The 25,772-nt window shown below is 59.1% G+C and carries 23 protein-coding genes and 1 pseudogene; 16 read left to right on the forward strand and 8 right to left on the reverse strand.

The annotated features are described in order from the left end of the window. Positions 1-595 precede the first annotated feature (595 nt). Both HK44_RS26850 and HK44_RS26855 read left to right on the forward strand, forming a co-directional pair. Positions 596-940: a toxin HigB-2 gene (locus HK44_RS26850; protein WP_024265201.1), complete on the forward strand. Its 345-nt coding sequence runs from the start codon at positions 596-598 to the stop codon at positions 938-940. Further along, the gene (locus HK44_RS26855) at positions 937-1,251 is read left to right on the forward strand and encodes a helix-turn-helix domain-containing protein (protein ID WP_019693530.1); all 315 of its coding nucleotides are present in this window, start codon (positions 937-939) and stop codon (positions 1,249-1,251) included. Before HK44_RS26850 ends, HK44_RS26855 begins: the two co-directional genes overlap by 4 nt. A 59-nt stretch (positions 1,252-1,310) precedes the next feature. Here HK44_RS26855 and HK44_RS26860 read toward each other — a convergent pair whose 3' ends face one another. Beyond that, complete coding sequence (locus HK44_RS26860) at positions 1,311-1,589, reverse strand: DUF3077 domain-containing protein (RefSeq protein ID WP_019693529.1); 279 nt, start codon at positions 1,587-1,589, stop codon at positions 1,311-1,313. A gap of 610 nt (positions 1,590-2,199) precedes the next feature. Between HK44_RS26860 and HK44_RS26865 the strand changes: the two genes are divergently transcribed. Further along, entirely contained in the window at positions 2,200-2,700 is a 501-nt protein-coding gene (locus tag HK44_RS26865; protein ID WP_019693528.1) for a phosphate-starvation-inducible protein PsiE, read from the forward strand. Here the strand turns inward: HK44_RS26865 and HK44_RS26870 are convergent. The 3 genes from HK44_RS26870 to HK44_RS26880 all read right to left on the reverse strand — a co-directional run bounded on the left by HK44_RS26870 (position 2,697) and on the right by HK44_RS26880 (position 6,000). Then, entirely contained in the window at positions 2,697-3,014 is a 318-nt protein-coding gene (locus HK44_RS26870) for a DUF3509 domain-containing protein (RefSeq protein WP_019693527.1), read from the reverse strand. The two genes, HK44_RS26865 and HK44_RS26870, sit on opposite strands and share 4 nt — an antisense overlap. Before the next feature lie 220 nt (positions 3,015-3,234). Beyond that, a complete protein-coding gene (locus HK44_RS26875; protein ID WP_019693526.1) occupies positions 3,235-4,536 on the reverse strand; it encodes a serine/threonine transporter in 1,302 nt (433 codons plus the stop codon). A gap of 87 nt (positions 4,537-4,623) precedes the next feature. Further along, entirely contained in the window at positions 4,624-6,000 is a 1,377-nt protein-coding gene (locus tag HK44_RS26880) for an L-serine ammonia-lyase (RefSeq protein ID WP_019693525.1), read from the reverse strand. A gap of 135 nt (positions 6,001-6,135) precedes the next feature. Here HK44_RS26880 and HK44_RS26885 point away from each other — a divergent pair, with 135 nt between their 5' ends. The 6 genes from HK44_RS26885 to HK44_RS26910 all read left to right on the forward strand — a co-directional run bounded on the left by HK44_RS26885 (position 6,136) and on the right by HK44_RS26910 (position 14,508). Next, positions 6,136-7,083, forward strand: coding sequence for a LysR substrate-binding domain-containing protein (locus HK44_RS26885; protein ID WP_019693524.1), 948 nt, complete (start codon positions 6,136-6,138; stop codon positions 7,081-7,083). Positions 7,084-7,296: 213 nt separating this feature from the next. Next, positions 7,297-7,704, forward strand: a complete 408-nt coding sequence (locus HK44_RS26890; RefSeq protein WP_019693523.1) for an HPF/RaiA family ribosome-associated protein — start codon at positions 7,297-7,299, stop codon at positions 7,702-7,704. A gap of 489 nt (positions 7,705-8,193) precedes the next feature. Beyond that, the gene (gene ltrA, locus HK44_RS26895) at positions 8,194-9,615 is read left to right on the forward strand and encodes a group II intron reverse transcriptase/maturase (RefSeq protein ID WP_031319725.1); all 1,422 of its coding nucleotides are present in this window, start codon (positions 8,194-8,196) and stop codon (positions 9,613-9,615) included. Between the two features lie 227 nt (positions 9,616-9,842). Next, complete coding sequence (locus HK44_RS26900; RefSeq protein WP_019693522.1) at positions 9,843-10,754, forward strand: SDR family oxidoreductase; 912 nt, start codon at positions 9,843-9,845, stop codon at positions 10,752-10,754. A gap of 802 nt (positions 10,755-11,556) precedes the next feature. Then, entirely contained in the window at positions 11,557-11,892 is a 336-nt protein-coding gene (locus HK44_RS26905) for a hypothetical protein (RefSeq protein WP_019693521.1), read from the forward strand. Positions 11,893-12,048: 156 nt separating this feature from the next. Then, on the forward strand, positions 12,049-14,508 hold the full coding sequence (locus tag HK44_RS26910) for a dermonecrotic toxin domain-containing protein (protein WP_031319726.1): 2,460 nt from the start codon (positions 12,049-12,051) through the stop codon (positions 14,506-14,508). Positions 14,509-14,533: 25 nt separating this feature from the next. Here HK44_RS26910 and HK44_RS26915 read toward each other — a convergent pair whose 3' ends face one another. Beyond that, positions 14,534-15,340 carry an IclR family transcriptional regulator gene (locus HK44_RS26915; RefSeq protein WP_019693519.1) on the reverse strand — a complete coding sequence of 269 codons (807 nt, stop codon included), beginning with the start codon at positions 15,338-15,340 and terminating at the stop codon, positions 14,534-14,536. A gap of 165 nt (positions 15,341-15,505) precedes the next feature. On the opposite strand from HK44_RS26915, the gene hmgA reads away from it, so the two are divergent. From hmgA to maiA, 3 genes are read left to right on the forward strand one after another with little or no spacing between them, the layout of a single operon-like run. Further along, entirely contained in the window at positions 15,506-16,810 is a 1,305-nt protein-coding gene (hmgA, locus tag HK44_RS26920; protein WP_019693518.1) for a homogentisate 1,2-dioxygenase, read from the forward strand. A gap of 3 nt (positions 16,811-16,813) precedes the next feature. Then, complete coding sequence (gene fahA / locus HK44_RS26925; RefSeq protein WP_019693517.1) at positions 16,814-18,118, forward strand: fumarylacetoacetase; 1,305 nt, start codon at positions 16,814-16,816, stop codon at positions 18,116-18,118. A 12-nt stretch (positions 18,119-18,130) separates the two neighbouring features. After that, positions 18,131-18,766: a maleylacetoacetate isomerase gene (gene maiA / locus HK44_RS26930; RefSeq protein ID WP_019693516.1), complete on the forward strand. Its 636-nt coding sequence runs from the start codon at positions 18,131-18,133 to the stop codon at positions 18,764-18,766. 175 nt (positions 18,767-18,941) lie between these two features. Here the strand turns inward: maiA and HK44_RS26935 are convergent, their stop codons facing one another. Further along, positions 18,942-19,745: a SirB1 family protein gene (locus tag HK44_RS26935; protein ID WP_019693515.1), complete on the reverse strand. Its 804-nt coding sequence runs from the start codon at positions 19,743-19,745 to the stop codon at positions 18,942-18,944. A gap of 184 nt (positions 19,746-19,929) precedes the next feature. Between HK44_RS26935 and HK44_RS26940 the strand changes: the two genes are divergently transcribed. The 4 genes from HK44_RS26940 (at position 19,930) to HK44_RS26955 (ending at position 24,265) form a co-directional block, all read left to right on the forward strand. Next, on the forward strand, positions 19,930-20,949 hold the full coding sequence (locus tag HK44_RS26940; RefSeq protein ID WP_019693514.1) for a Glu/Leu/Phe/Val dehydrogenase family protein: 1,020 nt from the start codon (positions 19,930-19,932) through the stop codon (positions 20,947-20,949). Positions 20,950-21,050: 101 nt separating this feature from the next. Further along, positions 21,051-22,148, forward strand: a complete 1,098-nt coding sequence (gene pdhA, locus HK44_RS26945; protein ID WP_019693513.1) for a pyruvate dehydrogenase (acetyl-transferring) E1 component subunit alpha — start codon at positions 21,051-21,053, stop codon at positions 22,146-22,148. Next, a complete protein-coding gene (locus tag HK44_RS26950; protein WP_019693512.1) occupies positions 22,141-23,127 on the forward strand; it encodes an alpha-ketoacid dehydrogenase subunit beta in 987 nt (328 codons plus the stop codon). The genes pdhA and HK44_RS26950 overlap by 8 nt, the downstream gene beginning before the upstream one ends. Positions 23,128-23,155: 28 nt before the next feature. After that, the gene (locus HK44_RS26955) at positions 23,156-24,265 is read left to right on the forward strand and encodes a dihydrolipoamide acetyltransferase family protein (protein ID WP_019693511.1); all 1,110 of its coding nucleotides are present in this window, start codon (positions 23,156-23,158) and stop codon (positions 24,263-24,265) included. 163 nt (positions 24,266-24,428) lie between these two features. On the opposite strand, the pseudogene HK44_RS26960 reads toward HK44_RS26955, so the two are convergent. Continuing rightward, a pseudogene (locus HK44_RS26960) lies at positions 24,429-24,668 on the reverse strand (YebG family protein); the annotation flags it as partial. Between the two features lie 186 nt (positions 24,669-24,854). Further along, a complete protein-coding gene (locus HK44_RS26965) occupies positions 24,855-25,559 on the reverse strand; it encodes a hypothetical protein (protein ID WP_019693509.1) in 705 nt (234 codons plus the stop codon). Between the last annotated feature and the right edge of the window lie 213 nt (positions 25,560-25,772).

Below are 25,772 nucleotides of genomic sequence, written 5' to 3' on the forward strand. Positions count from 1 at the left end.
TTGCAGATGTACACCAATCAAAATTGTGGGAGCGGGCTTGCTCGCGAAGGCGGCCTGACAGCCGACCAATCTCTCGCAGGTGTACATATCCATTCCTGCGGTCACGGCCACTTATGGTTCCGCTCTTACAGCGTGTCACTTTGGCAAACGCCCCAAAGTAACCAAAGGTCTCGCCCCAAGCGTACGGCACCTCGCCTAGGCTCGGCGTCCCCTCATTCCGGCATTCATCAGGGGGCATCGCCTACGGTCTGCTTCGCGACGACCTCCTCTCGATGTGTCCGGCTGCGCCGTACGGCGCTGCGCGCCCACCCCCTGATGAACACCTCCACTCGGCCTCCCGAAGGGGCGGGTGGATCAAGATCAAAGGCAACAGCACGGCGGCCTGCCGGCCGGCCTGAGTGGTTGGGGCGTGAACGGCTTCAGATCGTTCGCGGATATACACAGATCAAAACTGTGGGAGTCGAGCTTGCTCGCGATGGCGGCCTGACAGCCGACCAATATCTGACGTTGTATGCGAGCCTTCTGTGGATGACTGTTCGTCAGCGCGGGGAATCGTCGCTTGCGAAACTATAAGCAACTTGCCTATAGTTTTGTCATGCGAACCGTTTTCTTTGAAACCTCCTCGTTTACGGCAACTGTCGGTGACTATCTGACGGATGATGAGTATCGAGCGCTTCAGGTCGATATGCAGTTGAACCCGCATGCGGGCGACGTTATGCCCCGCACAGGTGGGTTTCGTAAACTGCGATGGGTAGATGGACGTCGGGGTAAAGGCAAGCGAGGCGGTTTGCGGGTCATCTATTATTGGCTGATGAATGACGGTCAGTTCTGGATGTTCGCGATTTATGACAAAGATGAGCTTGAAAATCTGACCGCCGACCAAGAGAAGGCGCTCAAGAAAGCCATAGAGACAGAGTTAAAAGCACGAGGTACCCCATGAAAAAGCGCGACCTGTTTGCAGAGTTGATGCAGGGCGTTGATGAGATGGCAGCTCAACGAGAAGGCAAGATTACGCTGCGCAACAATACGCTGGAGGACAAGCCGGCTCCGGAGGTAGGGGCACAAGAAATCGTCGCGCTTCGGGCGAAGTTGCATATGTCTCAGGCCGTTTTTGCCAAGCGAATCAGAACCAGTCCCAGTACCCTGAGAAATTGGGAGCAGGAAAAGTCGAAGCCCAATGCGCAGGCCGCCTTGTTGATCAGGCTGGTGGAGAAGTTCCCCGACATGGTTGAGCGGTTAGGCGCAGTTTGAGCAAATAGTCGAACACCTGAAAAGCCCCGCCTTCAAGAGAAGCCCGGGGCTTTTTCCATTCAATCGCGGTTATTGCCCGGCGCCCCCAGCACCTTCACCACATCATCGATCACCGCCTTACTCATCTCCTGCAAATAATGCGATGCCCAGGCATAACGGTCCTTACCGCGTTCCATCGCCGCGTCTTCGGCCAGCAGTTTGGAGAGGTGGAGCAAGTCGGACACGTGGGACAAGGCTTCGTGGATCGAGACGCCGCTGTTGACGCGGAACAGGGCTTGGTCGGAGTGGATGGAGAAGGGCGTGAGGCCGGCGGTTGTCAGGTCTTGGAGGTTAGTCATGAGTCACCTCCGAGGGGGCGGAGGTGGTAAGAGCGCGAACTTTGGACGGATCAATAGCGTGCATTAGCAATACTCCAGAAACAAAGTAGAGCGGCCACGTTCGTTCTCAGGCGAATGGGTGGCAGCTATGCGCAGGCTGAGAAACCGGTATGCACGCGCCCCGGCAGACCCGAAGGTCTCCCACGCACAGCCGCCATTACACGGAAATTCGGACATAAAAACGCCGGCAGTCGTGATTTTTTGGCGCTGGTGCACGCGCATATTACCCAGGTTCTCAGGCCCGGTCGCTGAATGGGCAGCGACGGTTTGACGTTAGCGTGCAGAGATTGTCGGGCACAATCGTAGCGATGTGCTGGCTCTGTATGGTTTTTTAGCGCCTGGAAGGCTGCTAATCGCCGCAGGACACGTTCCTGCTGGCGCGCCCCCAGAAATCCATCCGATGCCCAAAAACCAAATTCAGAACGGTCCTACATTTACCCAAAGTCCCCCAACGTGCCTCATTTCCCCCCGCTACCATCTCACTCCATGCCGCTGGCCTTTTTTCTGCATGCAGAACAACCGTCACGTCGAACCCGCATCATCGGTTGAGCCGACCTAAGGAAGAACTACCGTGAATATCAATTGGGCTGAAAAGCTTCGCAAGAACGTCCATGAGTTGGCCGGATCGCTGGGCAACCTGTTCGTTGAGACGTTCCATTACCTGGCGCTGTTCGCCATCGGTGCAGTCACTGCCTGGGCGGCGGTGGCGGAGTTTTTGCTGATGATCAAGGAGGGTGACATCAAGATCGATGACATCCTGCTGCTGTTCATCTACCTCGAGCTGGGGGCGATGGTCGGGATTTACTTCAAAACCAACCACATGCCAGTGCGCTTTCTGATCTACGTGGCGATCACCGCGTTGACGCGCCTGCTGATCTCCAACGTGTCGCACCACAACCCGCCGGACATCGGGATCATCTACCTGTGCGGCGGCATTCTGCTACTGGCGTTTTCGATTCTGGTGGTGCGTTATGCCTCGTCGCAATTCCCGTCGGTGAAGATTGCACACCCGCAGCGCACGACCGGGGTGGGCTCCGGTGAGCATCCGGAAGTCGAGAAGGGCGAGCTTTAAAACCTTGCCGGCCGAGGGGGTGGAGCCTTGGGGGAGGGCGGCGGCAACTTGAGGTTGTCGCCGTTGGTCATCGCTTCGAGGATCGCCACGGCGCTGTGGCCTTGTTCAATGGCGATGCCGAATTGAATGCTTTGCACCAGCCGTTTCAGGCGTTGCGGGTCATTGCGTTGTTCGGCGCTGATCATCCGTTTGGCGACGATTCGGCCGGCGTTGGAGAGGGTCAGCATGATGCTGCCGTCGAGCCCCTGAATGCTCAGGTTGACCTGATAGTCCGGCGCAAAAGCGTCGGTAATCAGTTGAAAGGGGTTATCCATAATGCGTCACCGCTTGATGGGATCGTGCAGTCATTGACCGACCGGGATCAGGATTGGTTCGCTTTTCCAGACCACCGGCAGGCCGTTCGCTGAGGTTTCAACAACATCCGTGTGCCTCCATTCTGACGAAGCAAGGGCCATGCCGGTCCGGCCCCCGGGTCAATAAATCGGCAATAAAAAGGCGAGTTCAATGACTCGCCTTGTTCAATCAGGGTCCGTTTCAGGGCATGACGGAGTAGATGATCGCTGACAGTGCGATCAGGCCGATCAACACCACGAACACATTCGAGGCTTGCCCCGAATACTGGCGCAGCGATGGCACGCGGCGGATTGCGTACATCGGCATCAGGAACAGCAGGCAGGCGATCACTGGCCCGCCGAGGGTTTCGATCATGCCCAGGATGCTCGGGTTGAAGGTCGCCACGGCCCAGCAACTGAGGATCATGAACAGCGCGGTCACGCGGTTCAGCCAGCTGGCCGGCATCACCCGGCCACGGTCGCGCAGGCTTTTCACGATCAGGCCCTGAAAGCCTTCGCTGGCGCCGATGTAGTGGCCGAGGAAGGATTTGGTGATTGCCACCAGCGCGATCAACGGCGCGGCATAGGCGATGACCGGGGTCTGGAAGTGGTTGGCCAGGTACGACAGGATCGAGATGTTCTGCGCCTTTGCGGCTGCCAGGTCGGCCGGCGACAGGGCCAGCACGCAGCTGAAGCAGAAGAACATCACCGTCAGCACCATCATGCTGTGGGCGATCGCGAGGATGCCGCTGCTTTTCGGTTCAGCCTGGGCGCCGTAACGCTGTTTCTGATCGACGGCGAAGGCGGAGATGATCGGCGAATGGTTGAACGAGAACACCATCACCGGAATCGCCAGCCACAGGGTTTTGAAGAACAGCGGCAGCGGCATGCCTTCATTGGCCGAGGCGAAGAACGCGCCGTTCCAGTTCGGGATCAGGCTCACACCGAGCAACAGCAACGCGGCGACAAACGGGTAAACCAGCACGCTCATGCATTTGACGATCACGCCCTGGCCGCAACGGACGATCGCCATCAGGCCCAGAATCAGCGCCAGCGACAGCACCGAGCGCGGTGGCGGCGCGATGTGTAACTGATGCTCCATGAAACTGCTCAGAGTGTTGGTCAGCGCCACGCTGTACACCAGCAAAATCGGGAAGATCGCAAAGAAATACAGCAGGGTTATCAGCTTGCCGGCACCGATGCCGAAGTGTTCTTCCACCACTTCGGTGATGTCCCCGGAACGTCCGGACAGCACGAAGCGGGTCAGGCCGCGGTGGGCGAAGAAGGTCATCGGGAAAGCCAGCAGCGCCAGCACCAGCAACGGCCAGAAACCGCCGACGCCAGCGTTGATCGGCAGGAACAGCGTGCCCGCCCCAATCGCCGTGCCGTAAAGGCCGAGCATCCAGGTGGTGTCGTGTTTGCTCCAGCCTTTGCGGGTTATAGCGGTGTCGCGTTTGAGGTCTATAGCAGGATTATCGGCAGCAGGTGTACGTACATCGGTCATCAGTATCGCCTCGTTATTATTCTTGCTCGGGCTCACGTCAGGCAGGCGGCTTGAAGCGGCCTGCCGGGGGCGGTCAGGGAATGCTCGTCAGCACTCCACCCAGCTCACCGCCAGGCCGCCCCGTGAAGTCTCTTTGTATTTGTCGTGCATATCGGCGCCGGTATCGCGCATGGTGCGGATCACCCGGTCGAGGGAAATGAAGTGTTTGCCGTCGCCGCGCAGGGCCATTTGCGTGGCGTTGATTGCCTTCACGGCGGCAATCGCGTTGCGCTCGATGCACGGCACTTGAACCAGCCCGCCGACCGGGTCGCAGGTCAGGCCGAGGTTGTGTTCAAGGCCGATTTCGGCGGCGTTTTCCAGTTGTTCGGGCGTCGCGCCCAATACGTCGGCGAGGCCGGCAGCGGCCATGGCGCAGGCGGAACCGACTTCACCCTGGCAGCCGACTTCGGCGCCGGAGATCGAGGCGTTCTTTTTGCAGAGGATGCCCACCGACGCGGCGGCGAGGAAAAACGCCACGACATCGTCGTCCGAGGCGTCGGGGTTGAACTTCATGTAGTAATGCAGCACCGCCGGGATGATCCCCGCCGCGCCGTTGGTCGGTGCGGTGACCATGCGTCCGCCGGCGGCGTTTTCTTCGTTCACGGCGAGGGCGAACAGGTTGACCCATTCCATCGCCGAGAGGGTCGAACTGATCACGTTCGGTTTGCCGATTTCCAGCAGGCTACGGTGCAATTTCGCAGCGCGGCGCGGCACATCCAGACCACCCGGCAGGATGCCTTCATGGCGCAGGCCTTGCTCGACGCATTCACGCATCACCGACCAGATGTGCAGCAGGCCGCTGCGAATTTCTGCGTCGCTGCGCCAGGCCCGTTCGTTGGCCATCATCAGCTCGGAAACCCGCAGGCCGTGCTGGTTGCACAGCGACAGCAATTCCACGGCGCTGGAAAACTCGTACGGCAACACCACGTCGCTGGCGGCTGGTACACCGGACTCGGCTTCGGCCGCTTCAACGATGAAACCGCCGCCGACCGAGTAGTAGGTTTGTTCCCACAGTTGGCCGCTTTCGCCAAAGGCTGTCAGCGACATGGCGTTGGGGTGGTAGGGCAGGCTTTCGTCAAGCAGCAGCAGATCGCGTTGCCAATCGAAGGCAATGTTCCGGCGACCGGCCAGCAGCAGTTCACCGCGTTCACGCAACTGCTGGATACGCGGACCGATGCAGCTCGGGTCGATGCTGTCGGGCCATTCGCCCATCAGGCCCATGACGCAGGCGCGATCCGTGGCGTGGCCGACGCCGGTGGCGGACAGCGAGCCGTAGAGACGGACTTCCACCCGCTGGATTTGCTCCAGCAAACCCTGGTCAAACAGCGCCTGGGCGAAGGTCGCCGCAGCGCGCATCGGGCCGACGGTGTGGGAGCTGGACGGACCGATGCCGACTTTGAAGAGATCGAAAACACTGATAGCCATGCTAAAGCCTTACAAGCAATGGAGTAGGAATCGCCGCCATTTTTTGTAGGCCAAGCGCAATGTCGGCGATACTGCCTAGCTCGGTCAGCGCTGACCAACGAAACTTCCTAAGACAGGCTTTAGTAGGACTAAACGATGAGTCGTCAATTTCATGCCCAGACCTACGTCTGGCTGCATGTGTTTTCCTGTGCGGCACGCCACTTGTCGTTCACCCGCTGCGCGGAAGAACTGCACATCACCCCCGGCGCCGTCAGCCAGCAGATCCGCCAGTTGGAAGAGCGCCTGGGCTTTCGCCTGTTCCACCGCCGCGCCCGGGGCGTCGAGTTGAGCGCCGAAGGCCAGCGCCTGGCGATTACCGTCAACGAGGCCTATGGCAGCATCGACGCCGAATTGCGCCGGCTCGATGCGGGGATGATCAGCGGCATCCTGCGGTTGCGCTCGATCCCTTCGTTTCTCGGCAAATGGCTGACGCCGCGCCTGCCGCGTTTGCAGCAGCGGTTTCCGGATATCCAGTTGCGGCTGGTGGCCGAGGACAGCAGCGTGGCGCTGCATGAAGGCGACTTCGACCTGGCCATCGACTTGAACGATGGCAGTTACCCGGGATTGTTATCCACAGCCTTGCTCGATGAGCAGATTTTCCCGGTCTGCGCGCCGAGCCTGCTGCGCGGTCGACCGCCGCTGCACGGGCCGGCGGATCTGGTGCATTTTCCGTTGTTGCACGACATCACCGCCTGGCGTGGCAGCTATGAATACGCGGAATGGGAGTTTTACCTGAACGCCATCGGCTTCGACGGCGCCGACGTGCGGCGCGGGCATACTTTCAACCGCAACCACCTGACCATCGAGGCGGCGATTGCCGGAATGGGTGTGGCCATCGCCCGCCGGACCTTGCTCAACGATGAGCTGGAGCGTGGCACGCTGATCGTGCCGTTTGGCGTCGCGGTGCCCAACTACAAACGCTATGTGCTGCTGTATTCACCGGGCGCGCTGAGCCATCCGGGCGTGCGCGCGGTGCATGACTGGCTGGTGGAGGAGGCGGAGATTTTTCGCGGGTTGCACCCCTTGGGCGAGGGGCAATTGTGAGGATTTGTTGCGGCGTTGCAGGTCGAGTCGACTCCCGACATTAACAGCGCTTTTGCCGGTTGTCCGGCTTTTTTTGCGTAGGAATATTTATCTTTTTTTAGGGGTTGAATTGTTTCTCCGTCTGCCCAACTCTGTAACCAAGAGGTCACGGCCAACCAGGTTTCAAACACTGCACCGGACCTCTCGCGAGCTAGCTGAAATAAGGGATGAACTATGCAAATCCAAGTCAATAGCGATAACCATATTCAAAGCAGCATCCGACTGGAGGAGTGGGTACGTACTACCATTGAGAGCACGCTCGAACGATACGAAGAAGACCTGACACGGGTCGAAGTCCACCTGCGGGACGAGAACGGCGATAAACCCGGTCCACACGACATGCGCTGCCAACTTGAAGCGCGGCCAAAAGGCCATCAACCGGTTTCCGTTACTCATAAAGCCGCGACACTGGAACTGGCCATCGACGGGGCGGCCGCCAAGCTTGAACACGCCCTGGAACACCTGTTCGGCAAATTGCGCGGTAAACGCGCCAGCGTCACGCCGATCAACTCAGGTGCCCATGCCGATGCGCTGCTTGAAGAAGAATTTCTCGAGAACGAACAGGCAGCGTTCAATAGCTGATGCCTGAAACACCCTTACCACCCCACTGAAAACGGGCCTGCAGATGCAGGCCCGTTTCGTTTGTGCGCCAGGCATGGCGCGTTGCGCGTAAGCGCAACCAGCTTGGCTGTGGTGGCCACGCTGGTGACTTGGAGGTGAAAGTCCTCTACACACCCGGCAAGGGGAAGTGTTAGCCAGAGGCAAGGGTGTCGCGGGTGACTGCGAATCTGAAGGAAGCCCGAGGCAAAATGCTGGCCTGACGAACAGGAAGCGGATAGAGGCGGCGCAGCGGGGTAAGGGGGCAAACTTCCTCAAAGCCCAATACTTGCACGGGACGCTGCGACGTAGATCCGACAGGCATAAGCAGGAAGGTCGCGCGAATTACCCTGGGAGATCTGCACGTTTGCCACTGTGCTACCGAGCGTCGCGAGATGACGGGATGAGCGTGCAGAAGTCAGCCGAGGCCGAAGTAAGTGGCGAATAACCGTGTCACCAAGGGCCGAACAGGTTATGCCGCCAGTAGGCGTCAGAGTCTCGTTGAATACCGAAATGCAGAAATTTCTCCCAGAGAAGACTGTTACTCCGAGTCCCGGACAGTATCCGAGGACGACGGCTGACAGCGCAGAGGTATTGGCGGCGTCTGTGACGTGGACGAACGCGGAGCCGGACACGTTGATGGAGCGGGTGCTTGCACCGGCTAACCTCAAGCGTGCGTATCAACGCGTAGTTAGCAACAAGGGCGCACCGGGTGCCGATGGCATGACGGTCGACGACTTGGCGGGCTACGTGAAACAGTATTGGCCGATCCTCAAGGTTCGGTTGCTGGCCGGTGAGTACCATCCGCAAGGTGTACGCGCCGTCGAAATCCCAAAACCCAAAGGCGGAATCCGTCAGTTGGGTATCCCCAATGTGATGGATCGCCTGATCCAGCAAGCTCTACTGCAACAGCTCACACCGATCTTCGATCCTCTGTTCTCGGACTACAGCTACGGTTTTCGTCCGGGCAGAAGCGCCCACCAAGCCATCGAAACAGCCCGTGCCCATGTGGCCGCAGGCTACCGTTGGTGTGTAGAACTCGATCTGGAGAAATTCTTTGATCGGGTCAACCACGATGTGTTGATGGCCTATGTGGCGCGCCAAATCGCAGACAAACGCGTGCTCACGCTCATACGTCGTTATCTCGAAGCGGGGTCCATGTCAGGTGGGCTCGTCAGCCGACGGCAGGAAGGGACGCCGCAAGGCGGCCCGCTCTCGCCGTTGCTGTCGAACATCCTGCTCAACGAACTCGACCGCGAGCTGGAACGGCGGGGCCATCGTTTCGTGCGCTATGCCGACGACGCAAACATTTACGTGCGCAGTCGTCGTGCGGGTGAACGAGTGATGGCCGGTGTCGAGTGCTTCTTGAATCAGCGCCTGAAACTGACGCTGAACCGGGAAAAGAGTCGCGTGGCACGGACTTGGGTCTGTGACTATTTGGGTTACGGGATGAGCTGGCATCAGCCTCCGAGACTGAGAGTGGCAACCATGAGTCTGGATCGCTTGCGCGACCGACTCAGAGAGCTACTGCGCGGAGCGCGGGGGTGCAAGATGGCAACCGTCATTGAGCGAATAAATCCTGTGCTGCGCGGTTGGGCTGGCTACTTCAAGTTGACTCAGGGCAAGCGAGCACTGGAGAAGCTTGATGGCTGGGTGCGTCGTAAGCTGCGCTGCGCCGTATGGCGTCAATGGAAACGGCCCTCAACAAGGGCTCGCCACCTGATGCGTCTGGGGCTCAGCAGGCACCGCGCCTGCATTTCGGCGTTCAATGGCCGGGGCCCATGGTGGAGTTCCGGTGCTGCGCATCTGAATCACGCGCTACCGAAGAAACTGTGGGATCGGCTTGGACTGGTCTCAATACTGGATACGATGACTCGGCTTAATCGCATAACTTGAACCGCCGTATACGGATCCGTACGTACAGTGGTGTGAGAGGACGGCGGCTGTGAAGCCGCCTCCTACTCGATTACGCCTTGAACACTGTCTGCAGGGCGTCAGCGTATCTGGCGCTCATCATCCCCCAGCCTTATTGCACACTATTCAGCCTCAGCCCTGTTGATTGTGACCGCCCGCGCCGTGCCTGACACTCGGGCTCACTGTCCCTGGCCTGCTGGAGTTTGGTAATGAAAGAGTCTGTGCGCTTTGAAGATAAAGTGGTGATCGTCACCGGTGCAGGCGGCGGTCTCGGACGGGCTCATGCGTTGTTATTCGCCAGGCAGGGCGCCAAGGTACTGGTCAATGATCTCGGTGGTTCGGCTCAAGGCGAAGGTGCCAATGCCTCGGCAGCCGACCGCGTGGTGGCAGAGATTCGCGAGGCTGGCGGCACGGCCGTGGCCAACCACGATTCGGTGACCGACGGCGACAAGCTCGTGCAACACGCCCTCGATGCCTTTGGCCGCGTCGATGTGGTGGTCAACAACGCCGGGATTTTGCGCGACAAGACCTTCCACAACATGGAAGACGGTGATTGGGATCTGGTTTACCGCGTGCATGTCGAAGGTGCTTACAAAGTCACCCGTGCCGCGTGGCCGCACCTGCGTGAGCAAAACTACGGTCGAGTGATTTTCACCGCCTCGACGTCGGGCATCTACGGCAACTTCGGCCAGTCCAACTACGGCATGGCCAAACTCGGTCTTTATGGCCTGACCCGCACCCTGGCCATCGAAGGCCGCAAGAACAACATTCTGGTCAATGCCATCGCTCCGACGGGCGGTACGCGCATGACCGAGGGTTTGATCCCGCCACAAGTCTTCGAACAACTGAAGCCGGAACTGGTCAGCCCGCTGGTGGTGTACCTGGCCAGCGAAAACTGCCAGGAAACCTCCGGGCTGTTCGAAGTTGGTGGTGGTTGGATGGGCAAAGTACGCTGGGAACGCAGCCTCGGCGCCGGTTTTGATCCACGCGAGGGCTTCTCGCCGGAAGACGTTGCTGCTCATTGGCAACAGATCTGCGACTTCGAAGGCGCAACGCACCCCAAGGACAACATTGAAGCGTTGAAGGAAATGATGGCGAATTTGCAGAAGTATTCGCTGTAATACCGAGGACGATTGCCGGCGCGCTCAATGACCTTCGTTTCTGACCCCTTCTCATCGAACCCCGTGCTCACGGGGTTCTTTTATTTCGCCCATAAAAAAGGCCGCTGTAAACGCAGCGGCCAAGGTAAGACGTTGGATCAAGGAGCAACAAATCAACGTCAGTGAACACGGGGCGATGAACTGAAGGGGTTATTTCAACTCATCTGAACTCAGTCGCAGTGCAAGAGGGGCACACTTCACTGCGTGTGCGCTTTCAGGCGGTTTGCCGTGCAAGTCAGGCAAGGATAAGTCCTTATCCCCAAAGGAAAAATAGCGATTCGGGACATTGACTGTTACCGCCTAGGCAACAGTCGCTGCCACGGCCCGATGCCCGTCGGGCGACGCCAGCGATGCTGGAGTTGATCCCGGGTCCGGACTAGCCGGAGGTGGCAACTCTTGTACAAAACCAGTTGAGTCAACGTGAAATAGAAGTGCTCAAGTTAGTCGCCAAAGGTAACGCGAACTAACAAATTGTCGACCTCTTGTTTATATCGTTACATGCGATAAAAGCCCAGGCGCGACGGATCAATGGAACGTTGGGCGTGGGGCGAGGAACTCAGGCGGTGGCCAGGGAAACAGTGCAGGGGTTCAGTATTTTAAGTGTGGGTTTAGCACGATTTTGTTGTGGTTGTTTACGAATGCATACATGTTCTGGGATGTACTTTGATGACTGGAATCTTTATAAGGTGTTCGTCGGCCCGGTTCATGTGAATTTATCTATTGTGTAGGGGGCGATCACTTATTTATTAAAAGGATTTCAGAGATGTTGAATATGGATTTGTTGAAAGAAATCAGTGCGATGCTGGATAAGGATTTTGAACAGTTGAAGTATGGTATCAAAGCCGATGAGACTTACCTGAACTCGACAGTGGTCAATGACCTTGGGCAGCGGGTAGTCGATTACTCGCAAACCCTGAGCTGGGCGATCATGGAGAAGGTCCAGGATGACGAGTTTCCAGCGTTCGGCGACGAGTATGCGGGTGTATTTACCCGGCAATGGACGTTTGATCCGCTTTATCGCGTGGATAACAAAATCTTCAATATTGAAAAGCTGAATTTGTTTGGTCGCGGTATCGTCGAGTATTACCGAGCGCAATAAGCAGCTTCTTATAAGTCTGTGCAGTAGTCGATGAATGGATTGAGTCGGTAGAATGCCCCGCGCGATCAGTGTGCGGGGTGTTAAAGGATTTTATTGGCTGTAACTAATAATAATTTTGTACTTGGTAGTGTCATTGGATGCCGAAAGGAAGTGTGCATGAGTGTTAATAATTTAATGGCGGGTGCGGGTAATGAAGTTCAGGAAGAACTTCGACGCCCTTCGAAACGAGCAATGGTCGAACAACCTCACCTGATACCTGATTGGCTACAGCGTGCCAGTGAAGAAGATCGTCAGTATTATGTCGATACGGAACAATCCCTGGCAGAAAAAGAGCATGCGCTTGATGAACGGCTGAAAGAAACCAGGTCCCTCAAGGCGTTCGCACATTTTTATGCCCAGGAGTTTGTCCGAATTCTCTCCGGCGAACTCATCGACCCGGAGCAGATTTTCGTCAACGCTCGTCATACGTTCTATGTGGGCCAGCAAAAGGTTGTTCAACGCAATCGCCTGACGCTTCCCGAGTTCATGCTCAATGGTTTGTATGATCCGGCCTCTGTTCCATTGGAGATCACCCTTGAAGGCGAGGCGCTGCCGTCAGGCTTGACCGAACAAGACCTTTTTGAGGTGATGGGCAGCGAGAGCATGCGCTCGCTGTATGCCGAGAAATTTGAAGAAAAATACACCAGCGAAGCGGTGCTGCATGCCCTGCAAACCGTGCTGGACAGTCGCACGGACCTGAGTTCGTTCAGCGCGAAGTTGCAAGGGCATATCAGTGACGACAGCCTCAAGATCGTCGAACTGGCCAGTCAGAATGCCGGAAATTATTCAGCGGGAGAGATTTCGTTCGATGGCTGGAAAATCCCCTTTCAAGGGATGATTGTCTATTGCGGACCGGAAGGTGAGGACGGTGCTTGCGTTCTCTATGCGCCGGACGCTCCGGGGGGCAGGGTCTGGTTCGAGTTTGCGAGCTTCAAACAACTGAACTTCCATGTGTTCGACTGGACGAGGCTGCCAGAAGCACGCAGTTACCTGAGTCGGCAGTCTCACGCCAGCGAGCGAGAGCGCACCCATACGTACATGCGGCATTTACAGGCAGAGCTACCGGTTCAATGGGGTATCAAGCGCAACGCCTGGCCATCGGTGGGGCATGGTGCGTTACGCCACGCTGTCTTGCTCAATGTCGGTTGGCTGCGGGGCGAAGTGGAGGCGGTCATTCCTGCCGGTTATCGTTCGGCCACACCCTACCATCGACAGTATTTCGCCCGGTTGAATACCGAGCTTAAAGCGTTGACCCGGCTCGCCAGCCACGAGGCGGCGCTGATCAGTTACGAGAAGTTTGCGTACAACCTCGTTAAAAAGATGGCTGACGATCTGATGGCGGACAACGGTGAGACCGTGGCGGTCAACCCCGACCTGATCATGGTGGAACTGGACGGTTCGCAAGAGATGACCCTGTCTCAGCTCATCATCAAAGAGCATCACATTACGGAGGAGAGCGGGCCAATACATAACCCGGGTGTTTACCCACGAATTCGTTTGTTGCCTGGGCATCCGCCAATGTCCGATCTGCTGAATCAATACATTGTCAACTGGTCGAAGGCATTGCGTCCGGGTGAAAAATATATCGATATGCTGGAAGCGGACTATCTGGATAAAGACGCTCCTGGTTTTGCGCTGAAGCGTGATGTGTATGTAAACCTGCAACTGCATGAGATGCAGCGTGCTGCGTTATCGGAACTGTTTAGCGGTGTGCTTTCGCGGGAGCACTATGGGCGTGTCGAACAGGCCATTGATCGGTTGCGCGTTCCAGAGCCCTTCAATCCAATCGAGACTGACTATCCTGATGTTCCCCAACGTGATGGTGTGTACAGGTTTCATCTGCAAAGCCGTCAGGTCCAGGGCGTTTATGTTTTCCGCATGATGAACAACGGAGTTGCCGAGGATCTGTTGTATACCCCTCATGCTCCAGATGGCCGGTACTTTCGACCGCTGGCGGAGTTCGCCAGGTCGGTGAAAGAGGGAGGTTTAGGCGGTTATTACTGCAAGCGAGTCAAATACACCGACCAGCGGGTGATCAGCGATTACATCGAAGAGGTAGACCGCAGGAGTGCCGACATCGATCCGCCAGCACTACCAGTCAATAGCCGTGTATTCAATTTCTCTCATTGTTACAGCGAGATGATCAGACAGATCATTAACGGTGTAGATGCCCAGACCACCAGCCTCATCGAGGTTGTTGCCAAACTGAGCTACGACGCTGCGGTAGCGGCGGTTGCCGTCGTAGGCTGTGTGTTCCCGCCGATCGGTTTTGGATTGAGCGCCGTCGTGATGGCAAAAGGGGTGTTTGAGGGGGAAATGGCTTACCACGAAGGTGACTATAAGAAGGTCTTCTCCAGCTACCTCGATTGCATGCTGGAACTGGCCACGATGCGTATCGGCAAGTTGGGTTTCTCGCAGGTGCAGAAGGCGATTGCCAAGCGCTTGGGTGATACGAATACCTGTTTGAGCGTTGTCTCTGCGTGCAGTGGAACAACAGTGGATCTGGCAGTGATGAGCGCATTGATGAAGGAGGCGCTCGAAGAGCCCGATTCCAGCGAGCAGACGCTACTGGAGTAAACACAGGCGTTCAGCGCCGAACGATTTAACCGACAACGGCGCTGGGCTCATAGCCCATCCGCCAACTCACGGCCCGGGTCGCCGCCAGCAATCGCTGCGCCGCCGGGCCGTTTTCATCGGCGTGGAACAACGACGTCGGGCCGACAATGGTCAGCACAGCCGCCACCTGGCCGACGGCATTGAACACTGGGGCGGAGAGCGCATCGACTCCCGGCATCAGTAGACCATGCACATGGTGCAGGCCGCGTTCGCGGATCTGTTCACACAAGGTTGCGTAGGCCTGGTCATCGGCCAGAGGATGGGCTGCCGTTGCCTGCACTTCCAGTTCCCGCAGCTCGACGGTTTCACGGTTCGGCAAATAAGCACTGAACACCAGGCCGGTGGATGAGCTGAGCAGCGGCAGTACCGAACCCAGTTGCGTCACCACCGTTACCGCGCGCACGGCGGGTTCGATATGCACCACGGTTGCGCCCTGGTTGCCCCACACCGCGAGGAAGCAGGTTTCGTTCAGGTCATCGCGCAACTCGGCCAGCGGCAGGGCGGCGACTTTCAGCACGTCCATACTGTTTAAAGCGGCCAGGCCAACGCGCAAGGCTTCGCGACCGAGGCCGTAATGGTTGGTGGCGGTGTTTTGTTCAGCAAAGCCACTGGCGATCAACGCCTGCAAATAGCGGTGAACCTTGCTGGCTGGCATCTGCACGTGTTCGGCCAGACGCGACAACGACGTCGATGGCGACAACTCGGCCAAGGCCTTGAGGATGTCGGTGCCGACCTCGGCCGAGCGGACTTTCTGTTTACCGCTGTCGGCGGTGCTGCTACGCGGCTTTTCCATGGAGGCGGTGTGATCCCGGGATGAATGGGCGTCTTTATAGCTTGACGGTCAATACCAATCAAATTACGTTATGCGTAATCGAATTACGATAAAAATAACCTGGGCGTGCCGAGACTTCTGAAAAGGAGCCATAGGCAACGGCCTACTCCCTGTTCAGGAGGCTCCATGAACCTTGATTCAACGGCGCCAGCGCTGGTTTACCAGTCAGGTTTCGGCAACGAATTCAGCAGCGAAGCGCTGCCCGGCGCACTGCCCGTCGGCCAGAACTCCCCGCAAAAAGCCCCGTACGGTCTCTACACCGAACTGTTCTCCGGCACTGCGTTCACCATGGTGCGCAGTGAAGCGCGACGCACCTGGATGTACCGTATTCAGCCGTCGGCCAATCACCCGGCGTTCGTCAAGCTGGAGCGGCAATTGGCCGGAGGACCGCTGGGCGACGTGACGCCCAATCGCCTGCGCTGGAACCCGTTGGAGATTCCTGCCGAGCCGACCGATTTCATCGACGGTCTGGTGTGCATGGCGGCCAACTCGGGGTCGGAAAAACCGGCCGGGATCAGCCTTTATCACTACCGCGCCAATCGCTCCATGGAGCGGGTGTTCTTCAACGCCGATGGCGAGTGGTTGCTGGTGCCGGAGCTGGGGCGGTTGCGCATCGCCACCGAGCTCGGCGTGCTGGAGCTGGAACCGCTGGAAATCGCCGTGCTGCCACGCGGTTTGAAATTCCGCATCGAATTGCTCGACCCGCAAGCCCGTGGCTACCTGGCCGAGAACCACGGCGCGCCGCTGCGCCTGCCGGACCTTGGGCCGATTGGCAGCAACGGTCTGGCCAATCCACGGGACTTCCTGACCCCGGTTGCGCACTACGAAGACCTCAAGCAACCGACCACTCTGGTGCAGAAGTTCCTCGGTGAGTTGTGGGGCTGCGAGCTCGACCATTCGCCACTCAACGTGGTCGCCTGGCACGGTAATAATGTGCCGTACAAATATGACCTGCGCCGCTTTAACACCATCGGCACGGTCAGCTTCGATCACCCGGACCCGTCGATCTTCACCGTGCTGACGTCGCCGACCAGTGTCCACGGTCTGGCCAACCTCGATTTCGTGATCTTCCCGCCACGCTGGATGGTGGCCGAAAACACCTTCCGTCCACCGTGGTTCCACCGCAACCTGATGAACGAATTCATGGGCCTGATCCAGGGCACCTACGACGCCAAGGCCGAAGGCTTTCTGCCGGGTGGCGCGTCGTTGCACAGTTGCATGAGCGCTCACGGGCCGGACGGTGAAACCTGCACCAAGGCGATCAATGCCGAGCTTGCGCCGAGCAAAATCGACAACACCATGGCCTTCATGTTCGAGACCAGCCAAGTGTTGCGCCCAAGCCGTTTTGCCCTCGATTGCCCGCAGCTGCAAAACAACTACGATGCTTGCTGGGCCTCGCTGCCCGCCACTTTCAACCCGAATCGGAGATAACCCATGACTCAGACCACCCCCACTCGTAGCTGGGTTGCCTCCGCCAACGGTCACACCGACTTCCCGCTGCAAAACCTGCCGCTGGGCGTGTTCAGCACCCAGGGTTCGGCGCCGCGTAGCGGTGTGGCGATCGGCGAGCATATTTTCGACCTGGAAGTGGCGCTCGAAGCCGGTCTGTTTGACGGTGCGGCGCGTGCGGCCGTCGAAGCCACCCGTGGCGGTCAACTGAACGCGTTCTTTGACCTCGGTCGTGGCGCCCGCGTGGCCCTGCGTGAACGTATGCTGGAACTGTTCACCGAAGGCAGCACCCTGCGCGGCAAGATTGAAGCCCAAGGCGCAAAACTGCTGCCGTTGGCTGCTGATTGCCAGATGCACCTGCCAGCCAAGATCAATGACTACACCGACTTCTACGTCGGCATCGAGCACGCGCAGAACGTCGGCAAACTGTTCCGCCCGGACAACCCGCTGCTGCCGAACTACAAGTACGTGCCAATCGGCTACCACGGCCGTGCATCGACCATTCGCCCGTCCGGCACCGACGTGCGTCGTCCGAAAGGCCAAACCTTGCCAGCCGGTCAGACCGAGCCAACCTTCGGCCCGTGTGCGCGTCTGGACTATGAACTGGAGCTTGGCATCTGGATCGGCCAAGGCAATGAAATGGGCGACTCGATTGCCATCGGCGACGCCGCCGAGCACATCGCCGGTTTCTGCCTGCTGAATGACTGGTCGGCGCGCGACATCCAGGCCTGGGAATACCAGCCACTGGGGCCGTTCCTGTCGAAAAGCTTCATCACCAGCATCTCGCCATGGGTTGTCACCGCTGAAGCGCTGGAGCCGTTCCGCCGTGCCCAACCGGCGCGTCCCGAGGGCGATCCGCAGCCGCTGCCGTACCTGTCCGACAAACGCGATCAGGCCGCGGGCGCCTTTGATATTGAACTGGAAGTGCTGCTGCTCACCGAAGCCATGCGCGAACAAAACCTGCCAGCCCATCGCCTGACGCTGAGCAACACTCAATACATGTACTGGACCGTAGCGCAAATGGTCGCGCACCACAGCGTCAACGGTTGCCAGTTGCAGGCCGGTGACCTGTTCGGTTCGGGCACCTTGTCGGGGCCGGAAAACGGGCAGTTCGGCAGCCTGCTGGAAATCACCGAAGGCGGTAAAAAGCCGATCGAACTGGCTTCGGGCGAGGTGCGCAAGTTCCTTGAAGACGGCGACGAAATCATCCTGCGCGCACGCTGCAGCCGTGACGGTTTCGCCTCCATTGGTTTCGGCGAATGCCGCGGCAAAATCCTGCCGGCGCGCTAAGAGGTTCAGGCTATGGAACTCTTTACCTACTACCGTTCGACATCGTCCTTTCGGGTGCGCATTGCCCTGGCACTCAAAGGTCTGGATTACCAGGCGCTGCCGATCAACTTGATCGCGCCGCAAGGTGGCGAACACCAGCAACCGGCTTATTTACAGATCAACCCGCAAGGCCGGGTGCCAGCCTTGCGCACCGATGAAGGCGAGTTGCTGATCCAGTCCCCGGCGATCATCGAGTACCTGGAAGAGCGTTATCCACAGGTGCCGCTGTTGTCCAAGGACCTGGCCAGGCGCGCGCACGAGCGTGGGGTGGCGGCGTTGATCGGTTGCGACATTCATCCGCTGCACAACGTCAGCGTGCTCAATCAACTGCGCCAACTCGGTCACGATGAGCCACAAGTGGTGCAGTGGATCGGCCACTGGATCACTCAGGGGCTGGCGGCGGTCGAGCACTTGATTGGCGATGAGGGTTACTGTTTCGGCAGCGCGCCGGGGTTGGCGGATGTCTACTTGATCCCGCAGCTGTACGCGGCCGAGCGGTTCAACATTTCCCTTGAGGCGTATCCACGGATTCGCCGGGTTGCGGCGCTGGCAGCGCAGCATCCGGCCTTCATCAAGGCCCACCCGGCGAATCAGCCCGATACCCCATAACTGAACGGACACTGATTGTTCTTGTGGCGAGGGAGCTTGCTCCCGCTGGAGTGCGAAGCGCTCCAAAAACAGGCAGTAACACTGTTTCTGAAGGATCTCATTCGCCGGTTTTGGGGCTGCTGCGCAGCCCAGCGGGAGCAAGCTCCCTCGCCACAGGAATGCAGTGGTTAAAGGGTTAATGCACGATGGCGTTAGGTGGCAAATGCCCCAGCCGTTCGGTCAGGCGAATGCGCTGGATCGGGTCGTCGGTGAGCAGCAAGGCATGCTCCAGGTCGAAACGTTCGGCGTTGGGGCAGTCCAGCCGTTGATAGAGGCTGGCGCGGGCCAGGTAGTCGCTGACGCAGGCATTACCGAGCTCCAGCACCCGTTCGGCATCGATCAGCGCACCGATGTTGTCGTCGTTGGCTAAATGCAACTGACGCAAGTTGCGCGACAGCCGCTGGAGCATTTGGACCGGATCGCTCGTCACCAGATGCTCGGCGCTGAGCTGCATGTTCGGACCGTACTGGCGCTGCAGCAACTCGCGACAGTCGTTGGGGTACAGGCGCCGACCGCCACACGGGTCGAGCACATGATCGGCACCCGGCACCCGCAACAGAAAGTGCCCGGGAAAATTCACCCCGACCATTGGGATCTCCAGCCGCCGGGCCAACTCCAGCGCGATCAAACCGAGGGCCAGCGGTTGCCCGCGTCGGCGTTCCAGCACCTTGTTGAGCAGCGCCGCCTGCGGGCGCAGCGGGATGGATTCGTCCTGTTGATAACCCATGTCATTGAGTCGCCGCAACAACGGTTGGGCCAACTCGCTGACCGGCAACATGGGTAAACCGGCACTGACCCGTTGTTGCAGATCCTTGAATTGCTCCAGCAGCACCTCGGGCTTCACCTGCGGATCGTGCTCGGCAGCGATCCACAGCGCCGCTTCGAAGAGCGCCGGTGGCGAGCGTTGCAGACAGGCGAAAAAAGCGTGGCGCGGGTTCATCAAAATCTCCGTCGAATGCCTCGTTTTAGCCCCGTCTCAGGCATTCGTCCAGTGCTCTACACATGCCGTTGCAGGTTATGTCTTAAAGGCTGTAAAACCCCTGCTGCTTATTCCGGTGCGCTTCAGCAATTTTCAGCCGCAGGCCTATACTGGCGACTACAAGAAGTGATTCGGGAGCCCTACGATGTTCGCTCTCATGCAAAGCACTCGCCTTGAATCGCTGCACCTGAGCGTTGACCCGGTGACCGGGTTGAAGGCGGTGATTGCCATTCATTGCAGCCGTTTGGGCCCCGCCCTCGGTGGCTGCCGTTACCTTGCCTATCCCGACGATGAAAGCGCCGTGGTGGATGCTGCGCGCCTGGCGCAAGGCATGAGTTACAAAGCCGCACTGGCCGGCCTGGCACAGGGTGGCGGGGTGGCGGTGATCATTCGCCCGGCCCATGTCGAAAGCCGCAGTGCCTTGTTTGAAGCCTTCGGTCGCGTGGTCGAACAGCTCGACGGTCGCTACATCACGGCCATCGACAGCGGCACCTCGGTCGCCGACATGGACTGCATTGCCCAGACAACCCAGCATGTCACCAGCACCACCGCTGCCGGCGATCCAGCACCGCATGCCGCCATGGGGGTGTTCAGCGGTATTCGCGCCACGGCCATGGCCCGCTTGGGCAGTGACAATCTCGAAGGCCTGCGGGTGGCGGTCCAGGGGTTGGGCAATGTCGGTTTTTCGCTCGCCGAGCAACTGCATGCCGCCGGGGCCGAATTGCTGGTCAGCGACATCGACGCCGGCAAGGTGCAACTGGCCATCGAGCAGTTGGGCGCCCGTCCGATTGCCAACGAATCGCTGCTCAGTACTCCCTGCGACATCCTCGCACCGTGCGGTCTGGGCGGCGTGCTCAACAGCCATAGCGTTGCGCAATTGCGCTGCGCCGCAGTGGCGGGTTCGGCCAACAATCAGTTGACCAACCTGCAGGTTGCCGATCAGTTGGAGAACCGCGGCATTCTGTATGCGCCGGACTACGTGATCAATTCCGGCGGGTTGATTTATGTATCGCTCAAACACCGTGGCGAGGCGTTGTCGAACATCACCGCGCACCTCTCGAAAATCAGCTCGCGGCTGACCGAAGTCTTCGCCCACGCCCAGGCTGAAAAACGCTCGCCGGCCCGGGTGGCGGATGAGCTGGCAGAGAAAGTGCTGTACCGATGACGGAGTGAGGACCTTACCTGGTCGACTTGCTCCTTGAGCCTGGCGCCACAAGCGTCAGGCCCGACAACGGCACGCTGACCCGGCGTGCAAGGAGCTGTTTGATGTCTCATAACAAGGTCGACCTTCCCTACACCCGCTATTTATCCCCCGACGGCCAGGCGTTGAGCGAACTTCCCGCCTGGGCCGACGACTTCAATCTGCTGACCCGCCTCTACCGGCAAATGGTCCTGACCCGTCTCTTCGATCAAAAAGCCGTCGCCCTGCAACGCACCGGGCGCATCGGCACTTACGCACCCACGCTTGGCCAGGAAGCGATCGGCGTGGCAGTCGGCAGCCTGATGCATCCTGAAGACGTGCTGATCCCGTATTACCGCGACACCGGCGTGCAATTGATGCGCGGGGTGCGCATGGAAGAGATTTTGCTGTACTGGGGCGGCGATGAGCGCGGCAGCGACTTTGCCGAGCCCGCGGCGGTCGAGGACTTCCCGATCTGCGTGCCGATTGCCACCCAGGCGCTGCACGCATGCGGAGTCGCCAGTGCATTCAAGATTCGCGGCGAGCACCGGGTGGCTGTAACCACCTGCGGCGATGGCGCCACCAGCAAGGGCGACTTTCTTGAAGCCTTGAATGTCGCGGGGGCCTGGCAGTTGCCGGTGGTGTTCGTGATCAACAACAACCAGTGGGCGATCTCGGTGCCACGGCGGATTCAATGCGCGGCGCCGACCCTGGCACAGAAGGCAATCGGCGCCGGTTTCCACGGCGAGCAAGTCGATGGCAACGATATACTCGCGGTCTACGACCGGGTGCAAATCGCCCTTGAACGCGCGCGTCACGGTAAAGGCCCGGTGTTGCTGGAGTGTGTGAGTTACCGCCTCGGCGATCACACCACCGCAGACGATGCGACCCGCTATCGCCCGGCCGAAGAGGTCAAACAGGCCTGGCTTGAAGAACCGGTCAAGCGCTTGCAACGTTATCTGGCCGGGCAGGGCGTGTGGGACGAGGGGCGCGAACAGGCACTGATTGCCGAGTGTCAGGCGCTGGTGCAGGGCGCTGTGGATAACTTCGATGCGGCCGGCCATCAGTCACCTGAATCGGTGATCGATCATGTTTATGCCCAGTGGCCGGCCGCATTGGCCGAGCAGCGCGAGTGGTTGCTTGAACGCGCGGCGCGCCGTGCAGGAGAGGCCGCTCATGAGTAACGGCAAAGTCACGCTGCTGGAAGCGGTCAACCTGGCGTTGCACCGGGCCATGCGCGAGGACGAAAACGTGATTGTGCTCGGTGAGGACGTCGGCGTGAACGGTGGTGTGTTTCGCGCCACGCTAGGGCTGCGCGACAGCTTTGGCTTCAAGCGGGTGATCGATACGCCGCTGGCCGAAACCATGCTCGGCGGCCTGGTGATCGGCATGGCCGCCCAAGGTTTGAAACCGGTGCTGGAAATCCAGTTCATGGGCTTCATCTACGCGACCATGGAGCATCTGGTGTCCCACGCCAGCCGCATGCGCAATCGCACGCGCGGGCGGATCACTTGCCCGATGGTGCTGCGCACGCCGATGGGCGCCGGCATTCGTGCGCCGGAACACCACAGTGAAAGCACCGAGGCGCTGTTTGCACATATTCCGGGGTTACGCGTGCTGATTCCTTCGTCACCGGCGCGGGCTTATGGCCTGCTGCTGGCGGCCATCGACGACCCGGACCCGGTAGTCTTTCTCGAACCGACGCGGCTCTACCGAATGAACCCGCAACCGTTGATCGACGATGGCAAACGCCTGCCGCTCGATACCTGTTTCACCTTGCGTGAAGGCAGCGATATCACTCTGATCAGCTGGGGCGCCAGCGTCATGGAAACCTTGCAGGCAGCCGATGCGCTGGCGGAACAAGGGATTTGGGCGGAGGTGATCGATGTCGCGAGCATCAAGCCGCTGGACCTCGACACGCTGGAGGCCTCGGTGCGCAAGACTGGCCGTTGCGTGATCGTCCATGAAGCGCCACGAACCTGTGGCGTCGGCGCGGAAATCGCCGCCAGCCTCTATGAACGTGCATTGCTGGATTTGCAGGCGCCGATCCTGCGGGTCACTGCGCCGGACATTCCGCCACCGCTGTATCGGCAAGAGTTGCTGTACATGCCCAACGTCGAAGACATCCTTCACGCCTGCGACAGCGTGCTGCACCACTTCTAAAGAGGCGCCTGAGGCCCGGGAGGCTGCGATGAAATATTTCAAATTGCCTGACTTGGGCGAGGGGCTGCAAGAAGCGGAAATCGTCGAATGGCACGTCAAGGTCGGCGATACGGTGAAGGCCGATCAACTGTTGGTATCGGTGGAAACCGCCAAGGCCCTGGTGGATATTCCCGCACCTTACGACGGTGTGGTGGCGAAAACCTTCGGCGACGAAGGTGACATCCTGCACGTCGGCGAACCCTTGCTGGGGTATGAAGGCGAGGCGGATGCCGGCACGGTGGTCGGTCGGCTTGAAGGCGGCGGCAGCCGTCAGGACGATCGGTTTTTCGTTGGCGCCGCACCCTCGACCCGCGAACACATGAACGCTCGCGCTACCCCGGCGGTGCGGCAACTGGCCCGGCAACTGGGCGTCGAGTTGACTGGGCTGGTCGGGTCCGGCCCCGATGGGCTGATCACCCGCAGCGACGTGGAAAGTGCCGCGCAAACCGAGCGTGACAAATTTGGCGGGGAGAAGCTGCGCGGGGTGCGCCGCAGCATGGCGCTGAACATGGCCAGGTCCCACGCCGAGGTGGTGCCGGTGACCATCTACGCCGATGCCAACCTGCATCGCTGGGGCCGTGCGCGTGATCCGTTGATCCGTTTGGCCAAAGCCATGGCGGCAGCCTGTGCCGTGGAGCCGATGCTCAACAGTGGGTTTGATGGCAAGTCCTTGTCGATCAAGCACCACGACACCCTGAATCTGGGCATTGCCGTCGACACCCCCGACGGTTTGTTCGTGCCGGTGTTGCGCGATGTGGGCAATCGCTCGTCAGATGATTTGAAAGAAGGCATCACTCGCTTGCGCGCCGACGTGCAGGCGCGCTCGATCCCGGCCAGGGAAATGATGGGCGCGACCCTGACCTTGTCGAACTTCGGCACCCTGTTCGGGCGCTATGCCAACCCGGTGGTCGTACCGCCGCAAGTGGCGATCCTCGCGGCCGGTGCCATTCGCGACGAACCGGTGGCGATGGCGGGCAAGGTTGTGGTGCACCCGATATTGCCGCTGTCGCTGACTTTCGATCACCGGGTGGTGACGGGAGGGGAAGCAGCACGGTTCTTCAAGGTGTTGGTCGAGGCACTGGAACAACCGGACAGTTGAAATCCAGGCATGAAAAAGGCCCTGAGTCAGTGACTCAGGGCCTGTTCAATTCGGGCGTTGCTTACTTGGCAGGTTTAGCGGATTTTGCGGGTTTGGCAGGCTCCGCTGATTCCGTTGGCTCAACAGGTTCAACTGGTTCAACGGCTGCAACAGGCACGTTGAGCAATTCGGACAGGGCGTCCGGCTGGCTCTTGAACGCCTTGGCGAACACATCGCGGTTTTTCGCCATGTAGATCCCGGCTTCTTCCACCTGTTGCTCGGTCAGCGACGGAACCGCTTTTTGCAACACTTGCGCCAGTAATTCAGCCAGTTCGAGCATTTTGTCATGACGGTCAGCTTCGGCTTTATCCATGAACAAGCGCTCCAGATCTCGGCTGCTGCGGTATACCACTTCGACGGCCATTCACCACCTCACATGCCTTCACGATAGTTGTCTTTTGCGACTACTGTATTTATATACAGCCAAAAGGATAAGCGAATCCCTGCGCTTTGGGTAGTGGCTTTTTAATGTAGACCGGATTCAGGATTTGTCAGGCGGGCCGAGTGGCCGCAATCGCTGGCAAGCCAGCGATTTTTAGAAGAGGAGCGGTTATTGCGCGGCGATGCTGTAACCGTCGAACGCCGTCTGCTGTTGCAGGGCGGTGACGATGGCTTTGCGGGTAGCCGGTTGTTCGGTGCCGGCATTGTCAATGAAGGTCTCGCTGGCAAGCTCCGCCTCGTCGCCTTCACCCACAAAGGTGAAACCGAGGAATTCGAAGGCTTCACGGTCGACGTTCGGCTTGGAGCGCGGGTTGCGCAGTGGCAGGCTGACGCTGGTGCCGTCCTTGCTGATGCTGAACACTTCGATTTCTTTCTTGGGGCGGGCCGCTTTGCTCTTGCCGCTGCTTGGGTTGCTGATGGCTTGATGGGTCTGGTTCAGCACTTTCAGCGCCAGGCCATAGACCAGTTCCTGAAAGCTTGGGTCATCCTTGAAACTCGACAGAATCCGGCTGATCGGGAACTTGCTGCTCAGGTCTTCGAGGGCAGCGATATCGGCGGCCTCGGCGTCCTTGAGTTGTTTGAGCTCGCCCATCAGTTCGTAGGCTTTGTCGTCGTCGAAACGGTCGTGAGCCTGGCGGATGGCCGCGCGCAATTCGCGAATCTGGTCGCTTTCTTTCGAGGTGTGGAAGGCATCCAGGACCATCTCGCTGATGGTTTTGGCCTGCGGCACGTGTTGTGAAAGATTGATGGAGTTTTCGTATTCCGCTTTGGACGACAAGGTGACTACGGATTCAGCGGTATTGGAATCTGGCATTGAAATTTCACTACTTCTTTAAACAGAATTTAAGACGAGAACAGCATCGGCGTTTTCGGGTTGCCTAATCTATTGGACCGCTGCGATGTTGTCACGGACCACCGGACGATCAGGGCAACGCAGCGACCGATGTGAGCGCAACAGCGGCCAATCGCTGCGCAAAAAAGGCCCCGCGTTCGATTCGAGGGCGGGGCTAAAGGCAGTCCGGCGGGC

This window comes from Pseudomonas fluorescens HK44 (genome assembly GCF_000217955.3).
GTDB classification, from domain to species: Bacteria; Pseudomonadota; Gammaproteobacteria; order Pseudomonadales; family Pseudomonadaceae; genus Aquipseudomonas; species Aquipseudomonas fluorescens_AQ.

Coding starts and splice junctions, on each gene's coding strand:
- HK44_RS26910 (WP_031319726.1), top strand. CDS start 12,049: ATGAGTGTTAATAATTTAATGGCGGGTGCGGGTAATGAAGTTCAGGAA.
- HK44_RS26860 (WP_019693529.1), bottom strand. CDS start 1,589: ATGACTAACCTCCAAGACCTGACAACCGCCGGCCTCACGCCCTTCTCC.
- HK44_RS26915 (WP_019693519.1), bottom strand. CDS start 15,340: ATGGAAAAGCCGCGTAGCAGCACCGCCGACAGCGGTAAACAGAAAGTC.
- HK44_RS26940 (WP_019693514.1), top strand. CDS start 19,930: ATGTTCGCTCTCATGCAAAGCACTCGCCTTGAATCGCTGCACCTGAGC.
- pdhA (WP_019693513.1), top strand. CDS start 21,051: ATGTCTCATAACAAGGTCGACCTTCCCTACACCCGCTATTTATCCCCC.
- HK44_RS26950 (WP_019693512.1), top strand. CDS start 22,141: ATGAGTAACGGCAAAGTCACGCTGCTGGAAGCGGTCAACCTGGCGTTG.
- HK44_RS26890 (WP_019693523.1), top strand. CDS start 7,297: ATGCAAATCCAAGTCAATAGCGATAACCATATTCAAAGCAGCATCCGA.
- HK44_RS26875 (WP_019693526.1), bottom strand. CDS start 4,536: ATGACCGATGTACGTACACCTGCTGCCGATAATCCTGCTATAGACCTC.
- HK44_RS26850 (WP_024265201.1), top strand. CDS start 596: ATGCGAACCGTTTTCTTTGAAACCTCCTCGTTTACGGCAACTGTCGGT.
- HK44_RS26885 (WP_019693524.1), top strand. CDS start 6,136: ATGAGTCGTCAATTTCATGCCCAGACCTACGTCTGGCTGCATGTGTTT.
- ltrA (WP_031319725.1), top strand. CDS start 8,194: ATGCCGCCAGTAGGCGTCAGAGTCTCGTTGAATACCGAAATGCAGAAA.
- HK44_RS26900 (WP_019693522.1), top strand. CDS start 9,843: ATGAAAGAGTCTGTGCGCTTTGAAGATAAAGTGGTGATCGTCACCGGT.
- HK44_RS26905 (WP_019693521.1), top strand. CDS start 11,557: ATGTTGAATATGGATTTGTTGAAAGAAATCAGTGCGATGCTGGATAAG.
- HK44_RS26880 (WP_019693525.1), bottom strand. CDS start 6,000: ATGGCTATCAGTGTTTTCGATCTCTTCAAAGTCGGCATCGGTCCGTCC.
- fahA (WP_019693517.1), top strand. CDS start 16,814: ATGACTCAGACCACCCCCACTCGTAGCTGGGTTGCCTCCGCCAACGGT.
- hmgA (WP_019693518.1), top strand. CDS start 15,506: ATGAACCTTGATTCAACGGCGCCAGCGCTGGTTTACCAGTCAGGTTTC.
- HK44_RS26965 (WP_019693509.1), bottom strand. CDS start 25,559: ATGCCAGATTCCAATACCGCTGAATCCGTAGTCACCTTGTCGTCCAAA.
- HK44_RS26955 (WP_019693511.1), top strand. CDS start 23,156: ATGAAATATTTCAAATTGCCTGACTTGGGCGAGGGGCTGCAAGAAGCG.
- HK44_RS26935 (WP_019693515.1), bottom strand. CDS start 19,745: ATGAACCCGCGCCACGCTTTTTTCGCCTGTCTGCAACGCTCGCCACCG.
- HK44_RS26870 (WP_019693527.1), bottom strand. CDS start 3,014: ATGGATAACCCCTTTCAACTGATTACCGACGCTTTTGCGCCGGACTAT.
- HK44_RS26855 (WP_019693530.1), top strand. CDS start 937: ATGAAAAAGCGCGACCTGTTTGCAGAGTTGATGCAGGGCGTTGATGAG.
- maiA (WP_019693516.1), top strand. CDS start 18,131: ATGGAACTCTTTACCTACTACCGTTCGACATCGTCCTTTCGGGTGCGC.